This window comes from Kribbella sp. NPDC043289 (assembly GCF_056436705.1).
The window spans coordinates 1464042-1489600 of sequence record NZ_JBWKCB010000001.1; the positions used below are offsets into that span (position 1 = coordinate 1464042).

At 68.4% G+C, this 25559-nt stretch carries 20 protein-coding genes and 1 pseudogene; 12 read left to right on the forward strand and 9 right to left on the reverse strand.

Annotated features, from left to right (window positions below):
- Window positions 1-64 precede the first annotated feature (64 nt).
- Window positions 65-1264, forward strand: coding sequence for a Cmx/CmrA family chloramphenicol efflux MFS transporter (locus tag AC0662_RS06960; protein ID WP_478299069.1), 1200 nt, complete (start codon window positions 65-67; stop codon window positions 1262-1264).
- Here the strand turns inward: AC0662_RS06960 and AC0662_RS06965 are convergent.
- Window positions 1206-2618, reverse strand: coding sequence for an APC family permease (locus AC0662_RS06965; RefSeq protein WP_478299071.1), 1413 nt, complete (start codon window positions 2616-2618; stop codon window positions 1206-1208). The genes AC0662_RS06960 and AC0662_RS06965 overlap by 59 nt on opposite strands.
- Before the next feature lie 124 nt (window positions 2619-2742).
- On the opposite strand from AC0662_RS06965, the gene AC0662_RS06970 reads away from it, so the two are divergent.
- On the forward strand, window positions 2743-3696 hold the full coding sequence (locus AC0662_RS06970) for a DUF389 domain-containing protein (protein ID WP_452201890.1): 954 nt from the start codon (window positions 2743-2745) through the stop codon (window positions 3694-3696).
- Window positions 3697-3852: 156 nt separating this feature from the next.
- Window positions 3853-4809 carry a transcriptional regulator TrmB gene (locus AC0662_RS06975; RefSeq protein WP_478299073.1) on the forward strand — a complete coding sequence of 319 codons (957 nt, stop codon included), beginning with the start codon at window positions 3853-3855 and terminating at the stop codon, window positions 4807-4809.
- Here AC0662_RS06975 and AC0662_RS06980 read toward each other — a convergent pair.
- Window positions 4806-5201, reverse strand: coding sequence for a RidA family protein (locus AC0662_RS06980; protein WP_478300202.1), 396 nt, complete (start codon window positions 5199-5201; stop codon window positions 4806-4808). The two genes, AC0662_RS06975 and AC0662_RS06980, sit on opposite strands and share 4 nt — an antisense overlap.
- A gap of 91 nt (window positions 5202-5292) precedes the next feature.
- Between AC0662_RS06980 and AC0662_RS06985 the strand changes: the two genes are divergently transcribed.
- Window positions 5293-6225, forward strand: coding sequence for a helix-turn-helix transcriptional regulator (locus AC0662_RS06985; protein ID WP_478299075.1), 933 nt, complete (start codon window positions 5293-5295; stop codon window positions 6223-6225).
- Here AC0662_RS06985 and AC0662_RS06990 read toward each other — a convergent pair.
- The 3 genes from AC0662_RS06990 to AC0662_RS07000 form a co-directional block, all read right to left on the reverse strand.
- Window positions 6222-6821, reverse strand: coding sequence for an HNH endonuclease family protein (locus tag AC0662_RS06990; RefSeq protein WP_478299077.1), 600 nt, complete (start codon window positions 6819-6821; stop codon window positions 6222-6224). The two genes, AC0662_RS06985 and AC0662_RS06990, sit on opposite strands and share 4 nt — an antisense overlap.
- Before the next feature lie 150 nt (window positions 6822-6971).
- Window positions 6972-7733: a YaaA family protein gene (locus AC0662_RS06995; RefSeq protein WP_452201778.1), complete on the reverse strand. Its 762-nt coding sequence runs from the start codon at window positions 7731-7733 to the stop codon at window positions 6972-6974.
- Window positions 7730-8674 (reverse strand): aldo/keto reductase, encoded by a 945-nt coding sequence (locus AC0662_RS07000; RefSeq protein WP_452201780.1) that lies wholly within the window; start codon window positions 8672-8674, stop codon window positions 7730-7732. Before AC0662_RS07000 ends, AC0662_RS06995 begins: the two co-directional genes overlap by 4 nt.
- A 34-nt stretch (window positions 8675-8708) precedes the next feature.
- On the opposite strand from AC0662_RS07000, the gene pepN reads away from it, so the two are divergent.
- The 3 genes from pepN (at window position 8709) to AC0662_RS07015 (ending at window position 13997) form a co-directional block, all read left to right on the forward strand.
- Window positions 8709-11165, forward strand: coding sequence for an aminopeptidase N (pepN, locus tag AC0662_RS07005; protein ID WP_452201782.1), 2457 nt, complete (start codon window positions 8709-8711; stop codon window positions 11163-11165).
- 188 nt (window positions 11166-11353) lie between these two features.
- Complete coding sequence (gene sepH, locus AC0662_RS07010; protein ID WP_478299079.1) at window positions 11354-12781, forward strand: septation protein SepH; 1428 nt, start codon at window positions 11354-11356, stop codon at window positions 12779-12781.
- 28 nt (window positions 12782-12809) lie between these two features.
- On the forward strand, window positions 12810-13997 hold the full coding sequence (locus AC0662_RS07015) for a tetratricopeptide repeat protein (protein ID WP_478299081.1): 1188 nt from the start codon (window positions 12810-12812) through the stop codon (window positions 13995-13997).
- A gap of 10 nt (window positions 13998-14007) precedes the next feature.
- On the opposite strand, the gene AC0662_RS07020 is transcribed toward AC0662_RS07015, so the two are convergent.
- Window positions 14008-14964 carry a BtrH N-terminal domain-containing protein gene (locus AC0662_RS07020; RefSeq protein ID WP_452201790.1) on the reverse strand — a complete coding sequence of 319 codons (957 nt, stop codon included), beginning with the start codon at window positions 14962-14964 and terminating at the stop codon, window positions 14008-14010.
- A gap of 251 nt (window positions 14965-15215) precedes the next feature.
- Between AC0662_RS07020 and AC0662_RS07025 the strand changes: the two genes are divergently transcribed.
- Window positions 15216-15632 carry a hypothetical protein gene (locus AC0662_RS07025; RefSeq protein ID WP_452201792.1) on the forward strand — a complete coding sequence of 139 codons (417 nt, stop codon included), beginning with the start codon at window positions 15216-15218 and terminating at the stop codon, window positions 15630-15632.
- Between the two features lie 1638 nt (window positions 15633-17270).
- Here the strand turns inward: AC0662_RS07025 and AC0662_RS07030 are convergent.
- Window positions 17271-17603 (reverse strand): winged helix-turn-helix transcriptional regulator, encoded by a 333-nt coding sequence (locus AC0662_RS07030; protein WP_478299083.1) that lies wholly within the window; start codon window positions 17601-17603, stop codon window positions 17271-17273.
- Between the two features lie 271 nt (window positions 17604-17874).
- Between AC0662_RS07030 and AC0662_RS07035 the strand changes: the two genes are divergently transcribed.
- On the forward strand, window positions 17875-18693 hold the full coding sequence (locus AC0662_RS07035; RefSeq protein WP_452201796.1) for an NAD(P)H-binding protein: 819 nt from the start codon (window positions 17875-17877) through the stop codon (window positions 18691-18693).
- On the opposite strand, the gene AC0662_RS07040 is transcribed toward AC0662_RS07035, so the two are convergent.
- The gene (locus AC0662_RS07040; RefSeq protein WP_478299086.1) at window positions 18665-19240 is read right to left on the reverse strand and encodes a TetR/AcrR family transcriptional regulator; all 576 of its coding nucleotides are present in this window, start codon (window positions 19238-19240) and stop codon (window positions 18665-18667) included. The genes AC0662_RS07035 and AC0662_RS07040 overlap by 29 nt on opposite strands.
- 103 nt (window positions 19241-19343) lie before the next feature.
- Here AC0662_RS07040 and AC0662_RS07045 point away from each other — a divergent pair, with 103 nt between their 5' ends.
- On the forward strand, window positions 19344-20396 hold the full coding sequence (locus AC0662_RS07045) for a DHA2 family efflux MFS transporter permease subunit (protein ID WP_478299088.1): 1053 nt from the start codon (window positions 19344-19346) through the stop codon (window positions 20394-20396).
- Window positions 20397-20505: 109 nt separating this feature from the next.
- Window positions 20506-23535 (forward strand): annotated as a pseudogene (locus AC0662_RS07050) (Tn3 family transposase).
- Window positions 23536-23878: 343 nt separating this feature from the next.
- Here the strand turns inward: AC0662_RS07050 and AC0662_RS07055 are convergent.
- On the reverse strand, window positions 23879-24220 hold the full coding sequence (locus AC0662_RS07055; RefSeq protein WP_478299090.1) for a hypothetical protein: 342 nt from the start codon (window positions 24218-24220) through the stop codon (window positions 23879-23881).
- Between the two features lie 1128 nt (window positions 24221-25348).
- On the opposite strand from AC0662_RS07055, the gene AC0662_RS07060 reads away from it, so the two are divergent.
- Window positions 25349-25528 carry a hypothetical protein gene (locus AC0662_RS07060; RefSeq protein WP_452201806.1) on the forward strand — a complete coding sequence of 60 codons (180 nt, stop codon included), beginning with the start codon at window positions 25349-25351 and terminating at the stop codon, window positions 25526-25528.
- The last annotated feature ends 31 nt before the right edge of the window (window positions 25529-25559 follow it).

Sequence of the window (25559 nt, forward strand, 5' to 3'; positions counted from 1 at the left end):
GCGGCGACAGCGGAAAGTAATCTCTGAGATACTGCGCGTGGCACTCGTCGAGTGAGGGGGAACGATGCCGATCGCTGTGTACGTTCTGGGGCTGAGCATCTTCGCCCAGGGCACTTCCGAGCTGATGCTCGCCGGACTGCTCCCGGAGCTGGCCGCAGACCTGCACGTCACGATCCCCCAGGCCGGGCTGCTGATCTCGGCATTCGCGGTCGGCATGCTGGTCGGCGCACCGGTCCTCGCGGTCGCCACGCTCACCTGGTCCCGGCGTACGGCGTTGCTTGTCTTCCTGGCGATCTTCGCGCTGACCCATGTCGCGGGCGCCCTCACCACGAGCTACGGCGTACTGCTGGCGACCCGGATCGTCGGCGCCTTCGTGTACGCCGGGTTCTGGTCGGTCGCGGCCGTGACGGTGGTGGGACTGGTCCGGTCGGACCGCCGCGCGCGGGCGATGAGCATCGTCACGGGCGGACTGACGATCGCGACGATCGTCGGGCTCCCGCTCGGCACCGTGCTCGGGCAGCACCTCGGTTGGCAGTCGGCGTTCTGGACCGTGGCGGCGCTGTGCCTGCTCGCCATGGGTGGTGTCCTCGCGACCGTGCCCGGCGCGCGGCCGGATCCGTCGACCACTCCCGACCTCGTCCGCGAGTTGCGCTCGCTGGTCAACGCGCGGCTCTGGCTCGCGTTCGGCACCACCGCGCTGGTGACCGCGGCGATCCTGGTGGTGTTCAGCTACCTCGCTCCGCTGCTGATCCAGACGACCGGACTGCCCGTCGGTGCGGTGCCAGGCGTACTCGCGCTCTACGGGCTCGGGTCCTTCATCGGGATCACGCTCGGCGGCCGGTACGCCGACGCGCTGCCGTTCCGCACGCTGTTCGTCAGCATCTCCGGCCTGATCGTGCTGTCGGGCGTGCTGGCGCTCACCGCGGACATCCCGGTGGTGGCGATCAGCGTGATCGTGCTGCTCGGCGGCTGTGGGTTCGGGGCCAACCCGGCGCTGAACGCGCGCGTGTTCAGCCTGGCCGGCGACCGGTCCACGCTGGCCACCGCGACGAACTTCTCCGCGTTCAACGTCGGCATCACGGTCGGGCCGTGGCTCGGTGGTGTCGCGATCGACGCCGGCGCGGGCTACCCGTCGCTCGGCTGGATCGCGGTCGCCATCGGAGCGCTGGCCCTCGCGACCGTCCTGTTCGCCACGTTCTGGCCGGTCAGTTCACCGGGCCCTGCTGATCGAGGTGCGTCGGATCGAAGTCGGCGTTCCGCTTGAACACGTACTTGTTCAGCAGCCACGTGATCGCCCACAGCCCGACGCCGACGAGCATCAGCCAGCCGGCGATCTTGTAGTCGGCCGAGTCCCGCCCGGACAACGGGCTGGCCAGGTACACGCACAGCACCACACCGAGGATCGGCAGCGCGGTCGGGGCGTGGAAGTGCTTGTGCTCGACGTGATCCTTGCGCAGCACCAGCACCGCGACGTTCACGATCGCGAAGACACAGAGCAGCAGGAACGCCGTCGTACCACCGAGGGCCGCGAGGTCGGCGTACCCGATCAGGAAGAATGCGAGCAGCGTGGTGAACAGGATCGCGATGTACGGCGTCCGGCGCTTGTGCAGCACGCGGCCGAGCGGACCGGGCAGCACCTTCTCGTGCGACATCCCGTAGAGCAGCCGGCTGGCCATCAGCATGTTGATCAGCGCCGAGTTGGCGACCGCGAACATCGTGATCCACGCGAACACCTCGAGCGGGAACCCGGGCGCACCGGCCTGGACGACCTTCAGCAGTGGCGTAGCGCCTTGGTTCAGGTCGTCGGGCGAGACCAGCGCGACCGCGGAGATCGCGACCGCCACGTAGATGACACCGGTGATGCTCAGGCCGATCAGCATCATCTTCGGGAAGATCCGCACCGGGTCCTTGGTCTCCTCGGCCATGTTCACCGAGTCCTCGAAGCCGACCATCGCGAAGAACGCCAGCGCGGTCGCGGCCGTGACCGCACCGAACGCCGACTCGCCCTCCGGCACGTGGAACTCGGTCAGCCGCGAGGTATCGCCGTCGCCGCCGATCAGTGCCCAGGCCCCGATCCCGATCACGATCAGCAGACCGCTCAGCTCGACACAGGTCAGGACCACGTTCGCCTTCACGCTCTCGCCGACGCCGCGCAGGTTCACCAGCGCGATCAGGGTCATGAAGCCGAGCGCGGTGATCATCAGCAGAGCGCCGCGGTCGGGGTCGATGTGCGCCGCGGAGAAGAAGTTCGCCGCGAACGCCTTGGACGCGCTGGACGCCGAGGTCAGACCGGAGCACATCACCGCGAACGTCAGCAGGAACGTGAGGAAGTGGATCCCGAACGCCTTGTGCGTGTAGACCGCCGCACCACCGGCCTTCGGGTACTTCGTGACCAGCTCGAGGTAACTGGTCGCGGTCAGCATCGCGACCACGAACGCACACAGGAACGGCAGCCAGACCGCCCCGCCGACCTCCCCCGCGACCTTCCCGGTGAGCGCGTAGACGCCGGTCCCGAGGATGTCGCCGACCACGAACAGCAGCAGCAGTCCGGGCCCCATCACCCGCTTCAGCTCGGGGCGCTCGCCGGTGTCCGGCGCGGCAGCAGCAGATTCACTCATCGTGGCTCCCTGACGTCGGTGCGTCACACCATCGTCGCATCTGAGAGGCAGCTGAGAAGCTCTGACGCGCGTTGGGAGTCGCATCGCACCGTCCGACCTCGGTGCTGGCAGCATGTCGCCCGTGATGCATCTCCGTCTGATCGTCCCGCCGGTGGGCAGCGAGCATGTCCTCGACACCCTGGTCGCCGACCCTCGGGTCACCAGCATCGTCCGCCTGCCCGGCGCGGCCCATCGGCCCGCCGGGGACGTGATCGAATGCGACGTGACCCGCGAGGCGACGTCGGACATCCTCAGCTGGCTCAAGTCCGAAGGGCTGTACGACGACGGCGCGGTCGCCGTCGCCATCGTCGACGCCGCCCCGTCGCGGAACGCCCAGGCCGCGGAGAAGGCCGCTCCGGGCGCGCCGGACGACGCGGTCATCTGGGACGCCGTGGTCGACCAGGCCTACAACGAGGCCGGCGGGTCCTGGGTGTACTACGCGTTCCTCACGCTGGCGACGATGATCGCCTCGGTCGCGGTGATCACCGACTCCGCGATCCTGGTGGTCGGCGCCATGGTGGTCGGACCGGAGTTCGGTGTGGTGGCTGCCCTGGCAGTCGGCCTGTTCCTGCGCAAGGCGGGGCTGACGCGGCGATCGCTGTCCCTGCTGGTCAAGGGCTTTCTGCTCGCGATCCTGTTGACCGCGCTCGCAGCGCTGCTGGCCCGTGCGTTGGGGTGGGTCGACGCCGGCGACCTGACGGCCGCGCGACCGCTGACCGGGTTCATCTGGCGTCCGGACAAGTGGTCCGTCGTCGTCGCCGTCCTCGCCGGCTGCGCCGGGGTGCTGTCCCAGACAGCGGGACGGGGCAACGCGTTGGTCGGGGTCTTCATCTCGGTCACTACCGTTCCGGCAGCGGGCGACCTGGCGCTGTCGTTGGCGCTCTGGGCACCGCACCAGATCGGCGGCTCAGCGGCACAACTCGGGATCAACCTGGCCGGTATGACCGTGGCCGGGGTGCTGACCCTGATGGCGCAGCGGTTCGTCTGGCGCAGCTATCTGCGGGTCAGGAGAAGGGCGGGCGCGCGCGTTGAGGCTTGACCGGGCGTCCCCTGTCCGGTCCGCGCGCGCCCAGCACCGTCAGACATACCCCACCGAACCGCACTCCGCACCTGGTTGAACGCTGACGTATGCCGGACATGGCGCGAAGTCGCCAAACAGGTCGAACCCGTCCGGTGGACGAGATAGCCTGATCGGATGCTGGAGTCGGTGGGGGTGGAGCCGCCCGATGAGGAGGCGTACCGGGCGCTGCTCGCGATCCCCGGCTGCGACATCCGCGAGCTCGCCACGCACCTCGGCCGGGACGAGCAGGACGTCGTCGCGACCGTCGGCCGGCTCGAGAAACTCGGCCTGCTCACCAGCACCTCCGACGACCCGGTGCGACTGCTCCCGACCCGTCCCGATGTCGCGGTCGACGCGCTGGTCGCCGTACGCCGGGCCGAGCTCGACCGGGTGCGCGCGGAGGCCCGCGTGCTGCTGTCGGAACTGCGTGCGCAGGAGCAGCACCGGCCGGAGAACCTGGTCGAGGTGATCGTCGGTCAGGAAGCCATCGCCGCCCGGTTCGCCCAGCTGCTGAACGGCACGAACCATCAGCTCCTGGTGCTCGACCGGCCGCCGTACGCCGCGCAGGCCGACGAGTCGGACAGCAAGGTGCGCGGTCTGCTCGGCGACGGGGTCGTTGTGCACGGCATCTACTCGCCGGACTCGCTCGACATCCCGGGCGGCGTCGACGAGGCGTACAGCGCGGCCGACGCCGGCGAAACCTCGCGGGTGCATCCGCAGGTGCCGATGAAGCTGGCCGTGTTCGACCGGAAGATGGCACTGCTTCCGCTGGCCGTGGACCAGCTGGTCGACAGCGCGCTCGTCGTACACCCGTGTGCGCTGCTCGATGCGCTCATCGAGATGTTCTGGCTGCTGTGGGACCAGGCGGTGCCCGTTGTCCCGTCAGCGAAGACGGATCCGACAGACGCCCGGCTGATGACACTCCTCGCCGCGGGGTTCAAGGACGACGCCATCGCCCGGCAGCTCGCGCTGAGCAGCCGGACGGTCGGTCGGCGGGTCGCCGAGCTGATGGAGACGCTGGGCGCGCGGACCCGTTTCCAGGCCGGTATCCACGCCCAGCGCCGCCATCTCCTCGAGGACGAGCGCGACTAGGCCACCGCGGTCCCTTCGAGCTCGACGAGCTGACCTGGGATCGCCAACCGGGTGACCCCGAGCATCGTGGTCGCCGGCGCCACTCCGGCAGCCCCGAGCCGTGCGGCCAGTACTCCGTAGTGCGGGAACAGCAGGTCGACGTCAGTGGTGTAGACGTTCAGCCGGATCAGGTTCGCGAGGGACATCCCGGCGTCCCTCAACACCGCCTCGAGGTTGTCGAGGCTCAGCGCGAGTTGCGCCGGCAGGTCCCCGTCGTGCTGGGGCTTGCCCTCGCTGTCCATCGCGGTCTGTCCGGAGCAGTACAAGGTCCGGGTGTGCCCGGAGACGAGCTCGCCTTGGTTGAATCCCATCGGGATCGACCAGCTCACCGGGTTGACCGCGGTTCGTTCGATGGCCACATCAGCTCCATTCCTGTGGGTAGGTGCCGAGGAGCCTGCCAAGAAATCACGACATCCTTGGTCAGGTATTTGTTAGCCTCCGGGGATGCGCGCCGACCGGCTCGTGTCCCTGGTCCTGTTGCTCCGCCAGCGCGGCCGGCTGACCGCGGACACCCTCGCCGAGGAACTCGAGGTCTCGACGCGGACCGTCCTCCGCGACATCGAGGCCCTGTCGGCGGCCGGTGTCCCGGTGTACGCCGAACGCGGCCGGCACGGCGGATTCGCCCTGCTCCCGGGATTCCGTACCGAGCTCTACGGGCTGAACAACGACGAGGCCGTCGCCCTGCTGATCGCCGGTTCCGCACGCGGATCCGCGCTCGCCGCCGCAATGCGCAAGGTCGTCGACGCGCTCCCGGAGAACCACCGAGCGACCGCCGACGAAGCAGCCCAACGGATCCTGGTCGAACCCGAGACCGACCTACTCTCCCGCCGCCTAGTCACCGAGCAGACGCCGATCGACGTACGGCGGGCGGTGCTGGCCGGACACAAACTGCGCATCCACTACGCGGCCACCGGCCAGGAACCCCGCTGGCGAACGGTTGACCCGATCGGCCTCGTGACCGTGCGGGACCAGATCTACCTGCTCGCTACGAGAGCCGGCGAGAACCGCACGTACCGGGTCTCCCGAATCCTGGCCGCCGAGGAGCTGCCCGAGCCGGCCGAGCGACCCGGCAAGGTCGACCTCGACCGGATCTGGGCGGAACGCCGCGGACAGTTCCTTGCCGACGGCCATCTGACCGTCCAGGTTCGTGTGCACCCCAGGCGTCGGGAGGACCTGCTGAATGCGGCAGTCGCCGTCCGTGCCGAAGAACCTGACACGGACGGCTGGCTGCGGCTCGAGGTGACGTTCCAGGACGCCTGGCACGCCGAGTGGGCGCTGTGGCAGCTCGGTACGAGTGCGGAAGCCGTTGCCCCGCAGTCGCTACGCACCGCCCTGCACCAGCGGGCCGCCGCGATGGCGACCCGCTACGCCGACTAGCAGGTGCCGAGCATGTCCTGCAGTGCCGTCTTCTCCGCCGACTGCAGCGACAGCTTGTAGGTGTACTTCACCCAGATCCAGTAGCGCGCGTACATGCAGTGCACCGCGGCGTTCGGCGGCTGCCACTCCGACGGATCCCTGTCGCTCTTCGAGCGGTTGCTGGACGCCGACACCGCGATCAGCTGCGAGATCGTCAGGTTGTTCGCGAACTCCTGGCGCTTGGCCTGCGTCCAGGTGTTGGCGCCGGACTTCCACGCCTCGGCCAGCGGCACGATGTGGTCGATGTCCAGGTCCGACGAGTCGGTGAAGGTCTTGTTGTCGTACACGCTCGTCCAGCTGCCGTTGGTCGGCTGGCAACTGCTGTCGACCTTGACGCCGGTCCCGTCGCGCTTCAGGACCTCTTCGCGGGTGTCGCAGCTGCCCGACTGGTTGATCCAGTGCGGGAACTTGTCCCGGCTGTAGCCGGTCGTCGTGCCTTCGGTCTTCACGGTCAGGCTCGCCAGTTCGGTGGCTGCGGTGCTCGCCGACGGCGGGGTCGGCGGGGCGGCCAGCGCCGGTCCGGCGCCGAGGGCCAAGGCAGTCGCAGCCGCTGCCACTGTGGTGGCAAGGGGTGTAAAACGTGTGATCTTGCGGGGCATCGGTCAGGCCTCCGAGGTAGGGCGGAATCCCCCCTGACGTTGCTGCCCCTCAGCCTTCCCCGATCACGCACTGTAGAAAACCGCTCACCAGTTACAGTCGGATGAACGTCAGTCGTGTTCCACGACGGTCAGGGTCCACCCGGCCGCCGCGCGGTCCAGTTCGGCGTTCCACCGCTCACTCACCAACTTGTGCAGGGATTTCGCCGTTCCCGGATCCTTGCCTGACTCAAGCAAATGCCGAGCGACCAGGCCGCGCGTGTGCTTGGCGTTGTGCGAGACCACCGACCGCACTCCGGCCCGCTCGCGGACCACATTCACCGACACCCACTTGTCCGCCTGCGCGCCGCTCGGGCGCCACGCCGCGACGTACGTCGACGAACGGCAGTCCACGATCACGCCGTCGACGCCGGCCAGTGCGGTGCTCAACGGCTCGCGCCATACCGAGGCCAGCGGTCCGTGCCCGGGCAGCGTCGTACCCATCGAGAGCCGGTACGGCGGGACGCGGTCGGCCGGGCGGAGCGCGCCCCAGGCCGCGGAGACGACGAGCAGCCGGTTCGCGGCGCGGCGCTTGCTGCCCGCGGACAGCGTCGAGTAGCCGAGGGCGTCGTACAGGACACCGGAGTACAGCTCGGAGACCGGTACGGACGGCTCGGTGCGCCAGCGGGTGTTGCGCTCGACCTCGTGCTGGAGCGAGGCTCCGACATCCAGTACGCCGAACGCGTCGGCCGACGCCGAGACCTTCGCCAGCGTCTCGAGCACCTGCTCGCGGACCGGGTTCAGTTCGGGGAACGACAGGGTGGAGAAGTCGACTGCGCGACCACGCAGCCGCCCGGTCTTGCCTTCGGACGGCGGCAGCAGGATCAGCGTCACGTGAGTTCGTCCAGGGTGGCCAGGTCGGCGACTGTCGGCTGCCAGGTGCCGGCGGCGACGTTCTGGGCGATCTGCTCGGGGCTGGTCGCGCCGGCGATCACGGACGCGACCGCGGGCTGTGCCGCGAGGCCGCCGATGGCGACGTCGATCAGGGTCAGGTCGCGTTCGGCCGCGAACGTGTCGAGGGCCTCGATCTTGTCGAAGTCGGCGTTGGCCAGCGCCTCCGGCCGGGCCGCCAGGCGGGTGCCGTCCGGGGCGGCCTCGCCACGCTTGTACTTACCGGTGAGCAGGCCCGAGGAGAGCGGGAAGAACGGCAGGATGCCCAGGCCGAGGTGCTCGCAGGCGGGCACCAGTTCGTCCTCGACCTCGCGATCGAGCAACGAGTACCGGTTCTGCGCGCTGATGAACCGCTCCAGGCCGTCGGTCCGCGCGGTCCAGTCGGCGTCGACGAGCTGCCAGGCCGCGAACTGCGAGCTGCCGACGTACCGGACCTTGCCCTCGGCAACGAGCTCGGACAGCGCCGCCAGGGTCTCGCCGATCGGGGTCACCGGGTCCGGGAAGTGCAGCTGGTAGAGGTCGATCCAGTCGGTGCCGAGCCGTTGCAGGCTCGACTCGACCGCCTTGCGGATGTACCGGCGGGAGCCGCGGACACCCCAGTCGGGGCCGTTCACGCCGCCCATGTCGCCGCCGAACTTGGTCGCGATGACGACCTCGTCGCGGCGCGACCCGAGCGCCTTGCCGAGCAGCTCCTCGCTGAACCCGTGCTCGCCGCGGTAGATGTCCGCCGTGTCGAACAGAGTGATTCCGGCGTCCACCGCGGCGTTCACCACCGCGTCCGTCCGGTCCGCGTCCAGGCGCCGGCCGAAGTTGTTGCACCCCAGTCCGACGACACTCACAGTCAGCCCCGAGTCGCCCAGCTGCCGGTACTCCATATCCGTCATGTGCTCAGCCTAGTCAGCGCATACAGTGGCCCTCATGCCGAGTCTCACCGTCGACGGCGCCCGTACTCGGGCCGCCGCCCTCTCCGTCCAGTCGTACGACGTCGACCTCGACCTCACCCAAGGCGAGCGCACGTTCGGATCCACCACCACGATCCGCTTCACCGCCTCCGAACCGTCGACCTGGCTCGACGTGAAACCGGACGAACTGATCTCCGTCACGCTGAACGGTACGGCGGTCGACGTGGCCGGACTGAACGACGGACGGCTCGAGCTCACCGACCTGCAGCCGCAGAACGAACTGGTCGTCGTCGCCACGATGGCGTACTCCCACGACGGCGAGGGACTGCACCGCTCGGTCGACGCCGCGGACGGTCTCGCCTACACCTACGCGATGTCGTTCCTGGATGCCGCACCGCGGATCTTCGCGTGCTTCGACCAGCCGGACCTCAAGGCGCCGTACCGGTTCAAGGTCACCGCGCCCGAGGACTGGCTGGTGCTCGGCAACGGCGCCTCGACGCAGGTCTCCCCCGGTCGCTGGGAGCTCGCCGAGACCAAGCCGCTGTCGACGTACTTCGTCACCGTGGTGGCCGGGCCGTACCACCAAGTCACCGACTCCCACGACGGCATCAACCTGAGCGTGGTGTCGCGGCAGTCGCTGAAGGACGCGCTGGACCGGGAGGCCGCGGACATCTTCGAGGTGACCAAGCAGTCCTTCGACGAGTACCACCGGATGTTCGGTCTGCGGTACCCGTTCGGCGAGTACCACCAGGCGTTCGTCCCGGAGTTCAACGCCGGCGCGATGGAGAACCCGGGCTGCGTGACCTTCCGCGACCAGATGGTGTTCCGGTCGGTGGCGACCGACGGCGAGCGCAGCCAGCGGGCGCGGACCATCGTGCACGAGATGGCGCACCAGTGGTTCGGCGACACGGTGACGATGAAGTGGTGGAACGACCTCTGGCTGAACGAGTCGTTCGCCGAGTACATGGCGCACCGGGTGGCGACCGACGCGACCCGGTACACCGACAACTGGATCGACTTCGCCTACGTCCGCAAGTGGTGGGGCCTGCAGGCCGACCAGCGGTCCTCGACGCACCCGGTCGCCGCCGACGCGGTCAAGGACGCGCTCGCCTCGCTGGACGACTTCGACGGCATCTCGTACGCGAAGGGCGCGGCAGTCCTCAAGCAGCTGGCGGCGTACCTCGGTGACGACGTCTTCCTCGCCGGCGTGAACGCGCACATCGCCGCCAACCAGTTCGGCAACGCGACGTTCGCCGACCTGCTCGCGAAGTGGACCGAAGCCGGTGCGGTCGGCATCGACGACTGGGCTCAGGCCTGGCTGCGGACGCCCGGTGTGGACACGCTCAGCGTGACGCGCACCGAGACCGGCATCAAGCTGCACCGCAAGGCGCCGGCCGAGTACCCGGCTTCACGACCGCACAAGCTGACCGTCGCCGGATTCGACGCCGACGGCCGCAGTACTACGGTCGAGGTCCTCGTCGACGCCGACGAGGTGGAGGTCGACCTCGATCCGTCGCTCGCGGTCGTCGTACCGGACGCCGGTGACGACAGCTGGGCGAAGATCCGGCTCGACGACGAGAGCCTGAAGAACCTCGCTGCCGTACTGCCGAAGATCACCGACGGAGTGACGCGGGCCGCCGTACTGAACAGCATCCGGGACGCCGTCGCCGACGTCGAGATGGACCCGAAGCTCGGGTTCGAGCTGCTGCTCGCGCTGCTGGCGACCGAGACGAGCGACATCGCGGTCTCCTCGATGTCGGGGTGGGCGACCCTGAGCCTGCTCGGTGTCTATCTCCCGTACGAGCCGTACCGGGGCCGGCTGGCCGACGTCCTCGAGGAGCGGCTGCGGTCGGCGCCGGCGGGGACCAGCTTCCAGCTCGCGGTGGCCCGCTCGTACGCGCGGTTCAGCCAGGACGCCGACGTACTTCGGGGCTGGCTGGCGGGCGACGGCGTACCCGAGGGACTGCTGATGGACGCCGACCTGCGCTGGACGGTGCTGCTGCAGCTCGCGTGGATCGGCGCGATCGGCGACCCGGAGATCGACGCCGAGCTCGAGCGCGACGCGTCCTCGGAAGGCATCGTGCACGCGACCCGCTGCCGTGCGGCGATGGCAACGCCCGAGGCCAAGGAGCGGGCGTGGGCGCGGATCATGACCGACGCCGACATCGCGAACTACGAGCTGTACGCCGCCTGCGTGGGCTTCTGGCATCCGGGTCAGGTGGAGCTCACGGCGCCGTACGTCGACCGGTACTTCGCCGAGATCGCGGGCACCGACAAGTTCCGCTCGGGGTGGGTCGTCGCGACCAGCGCCAAGCTCGCCTACCCGCGGTACGCCGTCGAGCAGCGCGTCGCCGACCGGTCCGCCGACCTGGTCGCCGACGAGTCGGTCGCGGCCGGTATCCGCAGGTCGATCGGAGACCTCGCCGACGACCTGAAACGGGCACTCGCGGTGCGTTCCGGCTACGCAGACTGACGAACTGGTAGCAGTCACACCGTGTTGTGACTAATGTGGCTGGTGTGACCAGGAGGACCCTGGTGACCAGGCAAAATGTGTTTTCGTGACGTAACCTCCACAATGACCGCGCGGCACGGCGCGCCGGTCTTGGTCAGGCAGCACGTCCCGGGAGAGACTGTCGAGAACCGCACAGGAGAACAAGGTCAATGCGCGAGGCGAGGCTCGTCGGTCTGAGTCAGGATGGGACGCAACTCATCCTGGCGATGGCAGAGACGGGTGAGGAGTTCGCCGTTCCGGTCGACGACCGGTTGCGTGCGGCCCTCCGCGGCGACCGTGCCCGACTCGGCCAGCTGGAGATTCAAATGGAGAGCGCGCTGCGCCCACGAGACATCCAGGCTCGTATTCGCGCCGGCGAAAGTCCCGAGGCGGTCGCAGCCGTCGCCCAGATGCCGATGGAACGCGTGATGGCGTTCGCCGGCCCGGTCCTCGCCGAGCGGGACCACATCGCCAACCTCGCGCAGCGTGCGTCCGTTCGTCGTCGTGGCAGCGGCGACGCCCCGACCCGGAACCTCGGCGCCTGGGTCACCGACCGGCTGCGGCTGCGTCAGGTCGACCCGGCCTCGGCCGACTGGGACGCGTGGCGGCGCGAGGACGGCCGCTGGGCGGTCCGGGTGTCGTACTTCGTCGAGTCCGAGGACGAGGCGGAGCAGAAGGACGAGAAGATCGCCATGTTCGCGTACGACGCTCCCGGGCGCTACGCGGTACCGGACGACGACGAGGCGCGGTGGCTCGTCGGCGAGCAGGCGCAGGTCGTGGCGGCGCCGGCCCAGCCGCAGCCTGGTGAGCGGCGGCTGGCCGCGGTCGTGGACATCGATCCGCTGATCGCCCCGGACCATGGGTCGGACAGCTACGAGGCCGGTTTCGAGGACACGGTTGGTCTGCGCCGGCGAAACCACCCGGTTTCCCGGGACGGGCGCGAGTACGGGCTGGACTCCCGCGAGGGTGGTCGGGAGAGTGCGCGCGACGATGGTGCGCGTGAGTCCCGCGAGTTGCCGCGGGAAGGTGCTCGGGAGGCTCGGGAGTTCCCGCGGGAGGTTGCTCGTTCGCGGGATGCCGAGCGTGGTCCGCGGCGCGTGCACTCGGTGCCGAACCCGGACGAGGAGCCGACGCTGATCGACGTACCTGTCGACCAGCCGCCGGCGCCACGCCCTGCCGTTCGCGCGGTCGAGCGTCCGGCCGATCCCCCGGCCTTCGCCTCCCCCGCCGACACCGAGGAGCTCGCCCCCGAGGCGCGCCAGCAGCCGGCGGCCCGAACCCAGTCGGCGCCGTCGACCCAATCTCCGCGGACCGCCCAGCCGCGTCCGACACAACCCCATCCGACGCAGCCGCACCGCACCGAGACTCAGCCCGCCGAGGAGCGCGCGGCTTCGCCGGACACGAGTTCGGAACGCACGGCCGACGCGCGCCGCGCAGAGCCCACCCGCGAGCAGGCGCCGGTCGAAGAGCCCGCAGCGGTCGAGCAGCCGGCCGCCGACGAGACCCCGGCCGAGCCGAAGAAGAAGCCGGCGCGCCGTGGCAAGCGGGCGAGCGTTCCGAGCTGGGACGAGATCATGTTCGGCAAGAAAGCCGACTGAGCTGCCGCTCGGGTAAGTTCCCGGGACCGTGGGTCTCGACCAGGACGTCCTCGCCGCCACCATCCTCGCCGTACGCCGTGAACCTCGCGCCCGTGATGCGGTGCGCGCCTGCTACGACCAGTTCCGCGAGACGCAGGAGAACGGTCAACGATCCACCCTGCTCCTCGGTTGGGCGCACCTGGCACTGGGTGACTTCGCCGAGGCCTGGGAACCCTTCCGCGCCTCGACGGCGTACGCCACCGAGCCTGTCGCGACTGGCCGCGCCGCGCTGCTCGCCGGCTTGATCTCGTACCGCTTCGGTCCGCACATCAACGCCATCGCCGCATGGAGCAAGGCCGATACGGAAGTGGCCGCCGTCCTCGACGAGGTCGACTTCACCCGCGACCTCGGCACCCAACTCACCGACGACCTGATCTGGCCGGACGACCCCGAGGTCCGCTCGGGCGCCCCTGTGCTGGCGCCCTTCCTGACAACCTTCGACGCCGCGGACCGATCGCGCGTCGCACTCGGGCTCTACCTGCTGCACTACTTGTCTGAACGTCTCGAGGATGCGCAGCGCGCCTTGCGGCAGGTCATCGCGATCGGCCATCCGGACTTCGTGGGTGCTGCCTGGCTGGCGATGGCCGGGCTCTTGGTCGAGTCCCACGACAAGCCCGCAGCGGCCGAGGCCTGTCGACAGGCGATTGCGTCTTCCACTGCGGGACAACAGGGGTACGCCGTGCTCCTGGGCGCCGAGGATGGCCCGCTGACCGACGTACCGACGCAGGCGAAGATCCTCCTCGGAGTCCTGCAGCGTGAAGCCGGCGCGATCGAGGACTCGCTGGCGACCCTGACCGACGCCGCGCGCAGCGACCGGCCCGAGGCGATCTTCGCGCTCGCGCAGACCCATCAGAAGGCCGGCGACTTCGCGGCAGCCCGCGAGCGCTATCTGACGATCGCCGATCGGGAGAGCGTCGAGCAGGAACAGACGATCTACAACCTCGGTCTGCTGGCCAAGGAGCTGCGGGATCTTCCGGAGGGGAAGCGCTGGTTCGGATGGTACGTCGAGGCCAGCTACGACCGTGCCGCGATGGCCGCCGCGCATCTCGGCGAGCTCGCGTACTCGGTGGGCGACAGGCAGGCCGCGCTCCACTGGTACCAGTACACCCTGGACCACACCGAGCTTCCGATACTGGTGGACGAAGCCGAACAACGGATGGCCGAGCTGCTGGCTTAGGCCCTCAGACTTAGGCCCTCAGGCGGCTGAGCGCTTGCATCGCGTCGCGCTCGATCCGGGCGAGGTCGGTCAGGTTGGTGCTCGCTTGCTCCAGGTACTGCGGATCGCCTGACTCTCCGGCGGCGGCGATCAGGGCTGCGACTTCGGTCCACAGAGTGGCGGCTTCGGCGTACAGCTTGTGGCCGGTGCGCAGATGGTCGCTGTCGAGCAAGTGGGTGCATTCGCCGAGGAAGTCGCGATACAGGTTGCGGAACAAGGCTCCGCCGGTGCCTGCCTTCTCCATCAGGAGTGCGGCTTGTGGCAGGTCCCTTTGCGGATGGTCGGTCCGCTGGAGCCACGTGCGTACCAGCTTGGCGGTCTTTTCGATGCCGCGGTGACCGAGGTTGGCGATGGGCGGTTTGAGGAACGCGTCCGCGCAGGTGGTGATGGCGGGAATGATGCGGTCCTCGAGCGGCGGCTGTTTCCGGGGAGCGGTCAGGGTGAAGGAACGCTGCTTGGCGGTCATCGGGCCACGCGCCGCTCTGGCCTCGGCGAGACTGGTGAGGCTGGTGGTGACCGCTCCGCCCTGCTGATCGGTGTCGATCAGGTGCGCGTTGAGGTCGTCGTACCCGGTCAGGGCGACGACGTGGCCGCCGAAGTGGACCTTCGCGGTGAAGTACTCCAGGTAGTAGCTGTCGAGTTGCAGGCCGATCGGGTGGCCGGCATCGAGCGTGGTCGTCACGTTCTGCCAGGCCTTCTTCGGTGAGGCGGTCTCGCGGACCAGGAGTTCCAAGTCGAGGGTGCGGGCCAGGTTCCTCGTCAGTTCGAAGGGCTTCACCCGTCCGCCGAGGAACGGGAAGTCGAAGTGCTTGCTGTCCCAGTAGATGAAGGAGAGCCCGGAGCCGAGGCCGAAGATCATCGGCTCCGACAGGTCGATCCCCTGGTGCCGTAGCAGCACGCCCAGCGCTGTCGTCTCGCAATGATGCACGTCAGCATCTTGGACCCTCCTGCAGGCGGAGGGTCCAGTACAGGCTGAGGGTCCGATACTCACTGACGCATCATGGACAGTCGTCCCACATCGCGGACCGTGTTTGGCGGTGGCCCCCGGGTGCTGCCATCATCATCGGCATGCAGATGCTGTGTTGTTGCTGTTGTCGCTGACGCGCGCCGAGTCCGGCGCACGAGGCCCTGCCCCTTTCCGTGGCCCGCCCGCCGACACAGCACTCACAGGAACATCGCATGAATCTCCCGGCTCTCGCCGACCTGCTCGCATCTCGTGGTCTCCGCCTGCTCCCCGGCTCGCACGCCGTCCCGGTCGAACTGCTAGTCCAGTTGCCTGACGCAACGATCGTCCAGTTCACCGCCCGCGGTACGACCCTGCGCCTGCGCAGCTACGCCCCCGACGCGCTCACCACCATCACCATCCCCGCCGAGTGTGGCTGCGGCGACCACCACCCCCAAACCGGCCCGTCCCGCGTGACCCTGAGCAGGTACGCCGTACCCCTCGAAGAACACACCATCGACGGCGAACTCCACTATGGCTGGCACCACCACGAGGCCGGCCTCCTCCCCCTCCCCGAAGCCACCCCCCACTTCTTCACCCTCCTCAACACCCTCCAACCCCACCAAACCCGAGCCCTAGCCGGCGTAGCCTGACCCACCCGCGCCGCCCTCGCCGGCCCGGCGAGCCACGCCCGCGGGCCACGCGGCTCGGATGCGCTGGGCACGCCATCCCTATGAGGCTCGGCGGAGCGTGTCTGGTGGGTTGGCTCAGGTTCTGGGGACTGAGCACTAGGTATTACCTGTCCATGGCCACCAGTTCCTGTTCCCACTCCCGGCTCCGCCCCCGCCCGGGCCGTGCGCCCGTGGCGCAGCGCGTGGAGCGGCCGCGGCGACGGACTGGGTGCATGAGACCGTCGCGGATCTGCATCGCGACAGGAGGTGTCGGGCCCTGGGGTAGTGCAGTTGAGCGTGAACCGGTCCTCGGCGTACGCCGTATCGCGGTGCACTACCTGTCGCCCCGCCGACTCGCCCCGCCGACTCGAGGCGCCGACTCGAGGCGCCAACTCGAGGCGCCAACTCGAGGCGCCAACTCGAGGCGCCAACTCGAGGCGCCAACTCGAGGCGCTGACTCGAGGCGCTGACTCGAGGCGCTGACTCAGCTCGCCGAGCAGCCGACCCGGGGCGCGTCAGCCGGTTAAGCGCTCACGTTCACTCACGCAACCACATCACGCAGACCCTCACGCAACCACATCAGGCAGAAGAAGGGATAACCCCTCGAAGTGGGGGTTCTTCCCTCTCACACCAGCAGACAACCCCCAACGCCAACGGTTATCCCCGCCTGCGTGGCATGCGGTTCGGACCCGCCGTGCCATTAGGTGGCCCGCGGTGCGGTCGGTGCATCGGTGGCGTGCAGTTCGGTACCCCGCCGTGCCGTTCGAGCCTCACCGAGCGGCTCGGTGCACAACCGCGTGGCTCGGATGCGCGACCGGTACGCCATCCCGATGGGCTCGGCGGAGCGTGCACGGTGGGTTGGTTCAGGCACTGGGGACTGAGCACTAGGTATTACTTGTCCATGGCCACCAGTTCCTGTTCCCACTCCCGGCTCCAGTCCCCGCCGCGCCCGTCCCCGCGGCGCCCGTACGCCCGTGGCGCGGTGCACCGCGTAGGCGCGGCCGTGGAGTGGCCGCGCTGCATCGCCTAGCCGCGGTGCATCGTGTCGCCGGCGGTACAGGGCGGCCGTTGTGCGTCGCGCCTGGGCTGGATGGGTGAGAGCCCGTGGTTCGGCAGGAGGTGTCGGGGAGCTCGGGTGGTGCCGATGGCGGGAAGCGGGTTGGCGGTACTGCGGATCGCGAGGTGCCGCGGCACGCGCCGGGGTACCGCGGTTTGCCGCGGGGCTGGGGTGGTGCCATTGGGCGGGAGCTCGGTTGGCGGTACTTCGGGTCCCGGGGTGCTGCTGCGGATCGCGCGGGGTACCGCGGTATGCCGCGGGGCTGGGTGGTGCCATCGGGGCGGGAGTTGGGTCGGCGGTACCGCGGGTCCCGGGGTGCTGCGGATCGCGGGCGACCGCGGGTTGCTGCGGATCGCGGGGCGACCGCGGATTGCCGGGGTACTGGCAGGTCGCCGGGGTAGTGCGGTTCCCTGCGGGCAGAGGGTCGCCGGGGGGGGGTACCGGGGATCGCGGGGGGATCGCGAGTTGCTGCGGTGGTGCGGGTTGCGGGAGGTCGCCGGTTGCTGCGGTACGCGGGTCGCGGGTTGATGCGGGTTGCGGGGTCCTGCTGGCGGGTGGCGGGGTTAGGGGCGGCGGTGGGCGGGTTGGGTGGTGTCGAAGTGGTGGCGGGCGGCTTCTACCTTGGTGAGGTTGGGGGACCATTCGGCCAGGGAGTGGAAGAGGGGGGCGAGGCTGCGGCCGAGGGGGGTGATTTCGTATTCGACGCGGGGTGGGACTTCGGCGTGGTAGGTGCGGTGGACCAGGCCGTCGCGTTCCAGTTGGCGTAGGCGTTGGGTGAGGACCTTTGGGGTGATGACTCCGATCGTGCGCTGGAGTTCGATGAAGCGCTGACGGCCGTACTCGTTCAGGGTCCAGAGGATCGGTGTGGTCCAGCGGCTGAAGACGAGATCGACCACGGGTGCGATCGGGCAAGCCTGCACGGGATCTGTGGCCTCGACAGCGTCCGTCGCGTCGGCAGGGTCTGTGGTTCCGGCAGGGTCCGTCGTACCGGCAGGGTCCGTCGTACCGACAGGGTCCGTCGTACCGACAGGGTCCGTCGTACCGGCAGGGTCCGTCGTACCGACAGGAACCGTGGCATCGACAGCGTCTGTGGTGTCGGCGGGGTTTGTGGTGTGGGTCACGGGAGGGGCCTCCTGGCAGTACTTTCCTCTAGGTACCTACTATCTCATGGCAAGTAGCGTCCTCGGCATGATCGTTATTACCGGTGCAACCGGCAACGTAGGCCGACCGCTTGTCCAGAACCTGACTGCCGCTGGCGAGGAAGTTCGGGCTGTCTCGCGGAACAGCGATACCTTCCCGGCGGACCTCAGCCAACCTGAATCTCTCAAGCCCGCGCTCGACGGCGCTAAGGCCGTCTTTCTCCTGACTGCCGCCGACTTCCTTGCGAGCGGCAACCTCGGCGACGTGATCGATGTCGTCCGCGCCGCCGGCGTACCGCGTGTCGTGCTGTTGTCGTCGCAAGGGGTCGGCACCGGCCGGCATCCGAAGAATCTCGAGGACGCGGTGACGGAGTCCGGATTGGATTGGACGATCCTCCGGCCGGGCAACTTCGCCAGCAACGCGTACCAATGGGCCGACTCGATCCGTACCGAGCGGACGATGGCCGCACCGTTCGTCGATGTCGCGCTCCCCGCCGTCGACCCACAAGACATCGCGGACGTCGCGGCGGCGGTACTCCGAAACCCGAGCCACACAGCCGCCATCTACACCCTGACCGGACCGACTCCGATCTCACCTCGCGACCAGGCGCAGACCATCGAGAAGGCCATCGGCGAGCCGGTGCGCCTGGTGGAGCTCAGCCACGACGAGGCGAAGGCCGGGATGCTCAACTTCATGCCCGAGCCGGTCGTCGACGCCACCCTCGGCGTTCTCGGTACACCCACCGCCGAGGAGCAGCGGGTCCGCGACGACATCGCCGACGTACTCGGCCGACCGGCCCGTACGTTCGCCGACTGGGTCAGCCGGAACGTCCAGGCTTTCCAGTGACCAACGGCAGGAACACGTCGTCGACCAGCGAGATCAGCGTCGACGTCGCCACCGGCTCGCGGGTGAGCAGCATCTCGTGACGCAGCAGGTTGGTGGGTGCGGTGAGGACCCGATCGGGGATGTCCGCGGTCGGGATCTCACCGCGCTCGGCGGCGTGCTTCACAATCGTCGCCATCACGCCGGTCATCCGGGTGTAGACCCCCGGATCCAGGTCGGGTGCCTCGGCGAGTAGTCCGTGGACGACGTCCGGCCCGACGGTCGCGAACCGGTCCGCCATCCGCTGCAACAGCGCGAGTACGTCGTCCCGCACGCTCCCCGTATCCGGAACATCGGCAACGATCGAGCCGGTCCGGTGCCGCATCGCGGCGATCACCAGCTCCGCCCGGTTCCGCCAGCGCCGGTACAGCACCTGCTTCCCGGTGTGCGCCCGCGCCGCGACCGCCTCCATCGTCAGCCGCGCGTACCCGGACGCCATCAACTCGTCCCAGGCCGCGTCGAGCAGCACCGCCTCGAGCTCGGCACCCCGCCGACGCTGCGCCTGCTCCATCGCCCCTCCTACTCCATCGCCGAACAAAAGAGACCTTGCGTCTCTTAACGGTCCGAGCCTACCCTGGGAGCCGCAAGAGACGCAACGTCTCTAAGGAGCCCGGATGACCACCACATCGCCCACCGACCGACTCGACAGGTCGGTCCTCAAGCTCGCCGGCGTGCTCGTGCTCGGCGCTCTCGCCCCACTGCTCGACAGCACGATCGTCACCGTCGCGATCCACACCCTCGGCGCCGAACTGCACGCCCCGGTCGCCACGGTCCAATGGGTCAGTACGGCGTACCTGCTCGCGCTCGCGATGGCGGTGCCGATCACCGGCTGGTCGGCGAAGCGGTTCGGCGCCAAGCGGATGTGGATCATCGCGCTCGCCCTGTTCCTCGCCGGCTCGATGCTGTGCGGCGTGGCCTGGAACATCGGCTCACTGATCGCCTTCCGGGTACTCCAGGGCATCGGCGGCGGACTGATGCTGCCGATCCTGCAAACACTGTTGCTCCGCGCCGCCGGCCGCGAACGGATCGGCCGGCTGATGGCCGTCGTCACGTTGCCGGTGCTGATCGGCCCGATCCTCGGACCAGTGATCGGCGGCGTCCTCGTCGGCCATCTCGACTGGCGCTGGATCTTCTACGTCAACGTCCCGATCTGCCTCGCCGCGATCGTCCTCGCGGTCCGGACGCTCCAGCCGGACCCCAAACCGACCGCGGCCGCCCTCGACCTCACGGGCCTCCTCCTCATCTCCCCCGCCCTGGCCGCGATCATCTACGGACTCAGCCAAGCCGGCGACCACGGCTTCGCCCACGCAGCCGTCCTCATCCCGCTCGCCGCCGGCGTCATCCTCCTAACAGCCTTCGTACTGCGACGCACAGCCAACCCCCTGATCGACCTGACCCTCTTCCGCACCAGGTCGTTCGCAGCGTCGACCGCACTCCTGTTCCTCACCGGCTTCGGCCTGTACGGCGCGATGCTGCTCCTCCCACTCTTCTACCAACAGGCACGCAGCGAGACCGTCACCGCAGCGGGCCTGCTCCTGGTCCCGCAAGGAATCGGCAGCCTGCCCGCGCGCACCGCCGGCGGCCTCACCGACCGCCACGGCCCGCGGCCGGTCGTGCTGGCGGGTATCGCAGGGGGCCGACCGGAGTACGCGGGGAACCGGCAATAGGCGCTTCCTGCTCCTGAGGTCCCGCTCGTTTCTGTAGAGGGCGTGGGATTTCGCTAGAGTCGCGCCTTGGCACGGGGCTGTCGGTTTTGGTTGGTCGGGTGGGGTGCTGGTGACGTCGATCGAGCGGACTGCGTATCCGCAGTTCAAGCGGGCTGTGTCGGCCCGCGAGTTGCGTGAGACCTTCACTCCGACGCTCGATGATGTCGGGTGGGCGCGGGACATGACCCTGTCTGATCAGCACTTCCTCGCGCTGGTGGTGCTGTTGAAGGCGTTCGGCCGGTTGGGGTATTTCCCGGATCTGTTCGAGGTCCCGATCGCGGTGGTCGAGCACGTCCGCGAGGTACTGGAGCTCAAGCCTGAGGTGGAACCGGGCCATGATTCCGATCGGACGCTGCGCCATCACAAGGGCCTGATCCGAGTCCGGCTGGGAATCGTGGCTGAGCCTGAACGGGCCCGGTCGGTGGCCGAAGCAGCGATCCGGGCAGCGACGGCAACGAAGGACAACCCGGCTGACCTGATCAACGTCGCGCTGGAAGAGCTGATCCGGGCCCGGCTGGAACTGCCCGGCTACTCGACGTTGGATGAGATGACCGCGGAGATCCGGGCGGAGATCAACGCTGTGGTGTTCGCGTCGATCGCTGCGCGGATGAGTGGCCCGGACGCATCAAGGCTGGACGCGATGCTGGTGGTGGATCCCGTGCGGCGGCGCAGCGATTTCGACCGGGTGAAGACGGTGGCGGGCTCGGCGACCGTCGGCAAGCTCAAGGACCATGTCGAGCATCTGAGGTGGCTGGACGAGATCGGACCGACCGAGGTGTGGCTGGCCGATGTTCCGCCGGCGAAGGCGGCCCATTTCGCGGGTGAGGCGCGGGTGACCGATGCCGCCGACCTGGCCAAGTACGGGATGGCCAGGCGCCAGGCGTTGATCGCGTGCCTGGTCCACACCGCGAGGGTGCGGACCCGCGACGACATCGCCACCATGTTCTGCAAGCGGCTCGCGGCGATCCACAAGAACGCCCGGGAGCGTCTCGAGGTGCTGCAGGCGGCGAACCGGGCCGAGTCCGAGCGGCTGCTGGAGACTTTCGGCGAGGTCCTCGCCGTGGTCCGTGAAGCCTTGGACGTACCCGTGTCTGGTGACGAGCAGCCCGGCACGGTGGCTGAGATGGCTGACGCGGTGTGCGCACGGGCGGGCCATCTGGTGCTGAATGCCCTGGAGCAGGCCGGCGGGGTGGGTGCGCTGTCAACGGCGCACGAGGAGGTTACCGCTCACCACGGCAACAACTATCTGCCGTTTGTGGAGAAGTTCTACCGGGGCAGCCGCTCGGCACTGTTCCAGGTGCTGGAGGTGCTGGACTTCCAGCCGACCAGCGCCGACACGACCGTGGCGGCCGCGGTGGCGTTCCTGCGTGCTCACCGGGGCCGGACCGGTGAGCATCTACCGACCCGGGTCGGCGACAGCGAGGTGGATCTGTCGTTCGCGTCGGACAAATGGCGCCGGATCATCTTTGATGCCCGGCGGCCGGGCCGGATGGTGCGCCGACACTTCGAGGCGTGCGTGTTCTCGTATCTGGCGTCTGAGCTGCGCAGTGGTGACATGGCGGTGGCGGGGTCGGAGTCGTATGCCAACCTCGGCGACCAGTTGTTGTCGGTGCAGGAGTGCGAGCCGCTGGTTGCGGCGTACTGCGCCGAGGCGGGACTGCCCGCCGATGCCGCCAGCGCGGTGGCCGAACTACGGGTCCGGCTGGAACAGGCCGCACAGCGAGTCGATGCCGGCTATCCGGGGAACGCCGACCTGGTGATCTCCGATGGCCGCCCGGTCCTGAAGCGCCGCAAGGGCAAGGAGCGGCGGCCGTCGGCCCTGGAGCTGGAAAAGGCGGTGCTGGAACGGATGCCCGAGCGCGGCATCCTGGACGTGCTGACTCACACCGCCTACCGGACCGGCTGGGCACGGCATTTCGGGCCGGCGTCGGGATCGGACCCGAAGATCAAGAACGCGCTGGGCCGGTACGTTCTGCTCACCTTCACCTACGGCGCGAACCTGGGCCCAGCCCAGGTGGCCCGGCACATGCACGGCCGGGTGTCGGTGCACGAGCTGGCCATCGCGAGCAAGCACGCCGACAGCAAGAAGATCAACGCGGCGTAGGCCGATGTCATCAACGCCCACGCCCAGCTCGACCTGACTTTGCTGTGGGGTGACGGGTCGCGGGTGGGTGCTGACGGCACCCAGATGGACACATGGTCGGACAACCTGCTGGCCGAGTCCCACATCCGGTACGGCGGATACGGAGGGATCGCCTACCGGCACATCGCCGACAACTACATCGCCCTGTTCTCCCACTTCATCCCGTGTGGAGTCTGGGAGGCTGTCTACATCCTGCAGGGGCTGCTGGACAACAAGAGCGATGTGCAACCCACCGAGATCCATGCCGATACCCAAGGCCAGTCGCTGCCGGTTTTCGGGCTCGCGCACCTGCTGGGCTTCGAGCTGCTGCCACGGATCCGCAACTGGCAAGACCTCGTCCTCTACCGGCCGAGCCGCGACACCCACTACCTGCACATCGATTCACTGTTCGGGACCGACGCGGTCGACTGGCGGCTGATCGAAACCCACTTCGACGACCTGATGCGGGTCGCGCTGTCGATCCGGGCGGGAAAGATCTCCTCGGCGACACTGCTGCGCAGGCTGGGCAACGAGTCCCGCAAGAACCGCATCTACCGGGCTCTACGCGAAGTCGGCCGCGCCGTACGGTCAGTCGTGTTGCTGCGCTACCTGTCCGAGCGGGAACTGCGGGAAGGGATCACCGCGATCACCAACCGGGTCGAGGCATTCCACGGGTTCGCCAAATGGCTGTCGTTCGGCCACGACGGCATCCTGGCCGGTAACGACCCGGACCACCACGAGAAGATCGTCAAGTTCAACGAACTCCTCGCGAACTGCGCGATCTATTCCACCACGCTGGACATCACCGCCGCCGCCAACGACCTCATCGCCGCCGGCCGCGAGATCGACCCTGACGACCTGGCCACCATCACCCCCTACATCACCAGCAAGATCCGCCGATTCGGGGACTGGAAACTCGACCTCACCCCGCCACCACCAACTGTCGCAGGCAGGCTCGATCTGGCACCGATGGACTGATGATGCGTCCCGCACACCTATCGGCGCTGCGGATCCGGGTTGCGACCGAATTCCCTTGGAGTATGTGTGCTTGACTGCGAATCCTGAGGTCGTTTGCTCGTGAAAGCTGACGGCACCTTGGGACGCTGAGGCGCCCGATCTCCGCGAAGTTTGACGTCAGCGCGAGCGGGCTTGGCGGCGTCTGAGGCAAGTCGAGCAGACGGAAGGGGTCGAGCGGCCCGGAGGTGGGAGGGTCGCAGCTGGGTCGTGAGCTCGACGCTGGCTCGCGGCTTGTCGCCGCGAGCCGCATTCTGGTGTTGGTACGTCGCGCGACTACGTGCCCGGTGACGGACGGCAGCTCGCGCTACGCGTTAGTGTCGTAGACGTCCATGCTCCAGTTCAGGTCTCCACCTAGCTTGTAGCACGCGTAATCGACAATCCCTGGAACCCCGCCTTGGTCCTTGGGGCCGATCATGACTTCGCCGCGGGCGATGCAGGTGTATTCGTAGTAGAAGTAGTCGGGGTAGTAGGTGTACCAGTGGCCCAGCACGTTTCTGGGCGTGGCGGAGGTTCTGGGCGTCGCGGAGTTGGTGGCGGAGGGGGCTGGTTCTGCGACCGCAGACGGCGCCTGGACGACGAATGCGCCCGCAGTCAACACGACGCCAGCAATCACCGCTAATGCAGACTGCCGTTGCTTAAATGACATTTAAGTACCTGGATGTTTACAGTCGAGGCACTACTGCGGGGCTGTCGCCGCTATCTACGGCTTTCCAGTGGACGGCGATCTGGGCCCCGGCACGCGAACTGGGTGTCTGAGCGAAAAAGTAGACCTCGATGTCGAAGCGATCACGGATCCACCATGTGGCGCGGGATCCGTCGCTCCGCCGTTCATCGTGATCAGGGGCACCTACGGCCCTGTTAACGGTCCCGAGGACCGTACGGATGCCGAGCGTGACGTCCTCGGGGGCGCCGTCGTACCACATGCTTGACACAAAGCCTGATACGGCGGCGTTGGGTCCGAACGTCAGGCTCGACGTGGTGGCTCGCCAAGGTCCGGCGGTGTCCGTGACCACCATGGAGGACTGAGCCGTGGTCGGCCCTAATGTTCCGCTGATTCCGACCGACTTCAGAACGTCGAGCCCTTGGTCCGGCGACCTTGGCTGGTCTGCGGCGGCCAGCTCGACAACTGCGGCGGAGACTACGTTGGGTGGTGGAAGTAGCGTCTCGTTGCTCGTCATTCTTCCCAGAGTAGGTTCCCCGAATAGATCCGAGCGGCTAACAGGTCTCTTCGATGTTCTTCGAAGAACTGCTGGCGGCCCGGGTGGTTGTGACGTGTCGTCTATTCAGAAACGGACGTCGCCGCAGGCCCGGGAAGGCGCAGGGAGGCGACCTTCCCCGTGCTGGCCAGGCGGAAGCCGATCGGTGCGAGGTCGGCGAAGACAGGCTCGGCGAACCGGCCGGAGCCGTTGGATCAGCGACTCCCGCCTCGCCAGCTACATCTGGACCTGCCGATCCAGCAGCCAGCGCCGTGCTGACGAGCGGCATACTCATCGCCGACGCAGCGCTGGATCTGGGCGATCTCATTCCTGCTCCTCTGATGGGGGCGGCCATCACCTCCGATATCGGGGAGCTGGCCTAGACCGTTACTGATTGACGGCATCTGGCAGGTTCCTGCCAGATGCCGTCATGGAGCCAGCTCCCGCAGTCTCAAACCGACAAGCGGTCTGCTCGGCCAGAGCCCTGGGGTAAGTTTCCCGCCGGCGGCCACTGCAACAGCGGGGCCGCATACCGCAGCAGACTTCTGGGCGGTGGCCAATCGGCTGCCACGCGAATCATGCAGCAGCTCGGCGGCGCGTTCGGGGCCGCGACGCTCGCGGTCGTCCTGCAGAGCCAACTCGCCGGCGGCACCGCGGCGACGGCGTACGCGCACAGTTTCGGCTGGGCCGTCGGGTTCACCGTGATCGCCGCCGTACCGGCGCTGTTCCTCCCGAGGATCAGGCTCTTGAATAAGTAACACGCTTGGTTTAACTTATCCGCGCAGTTGC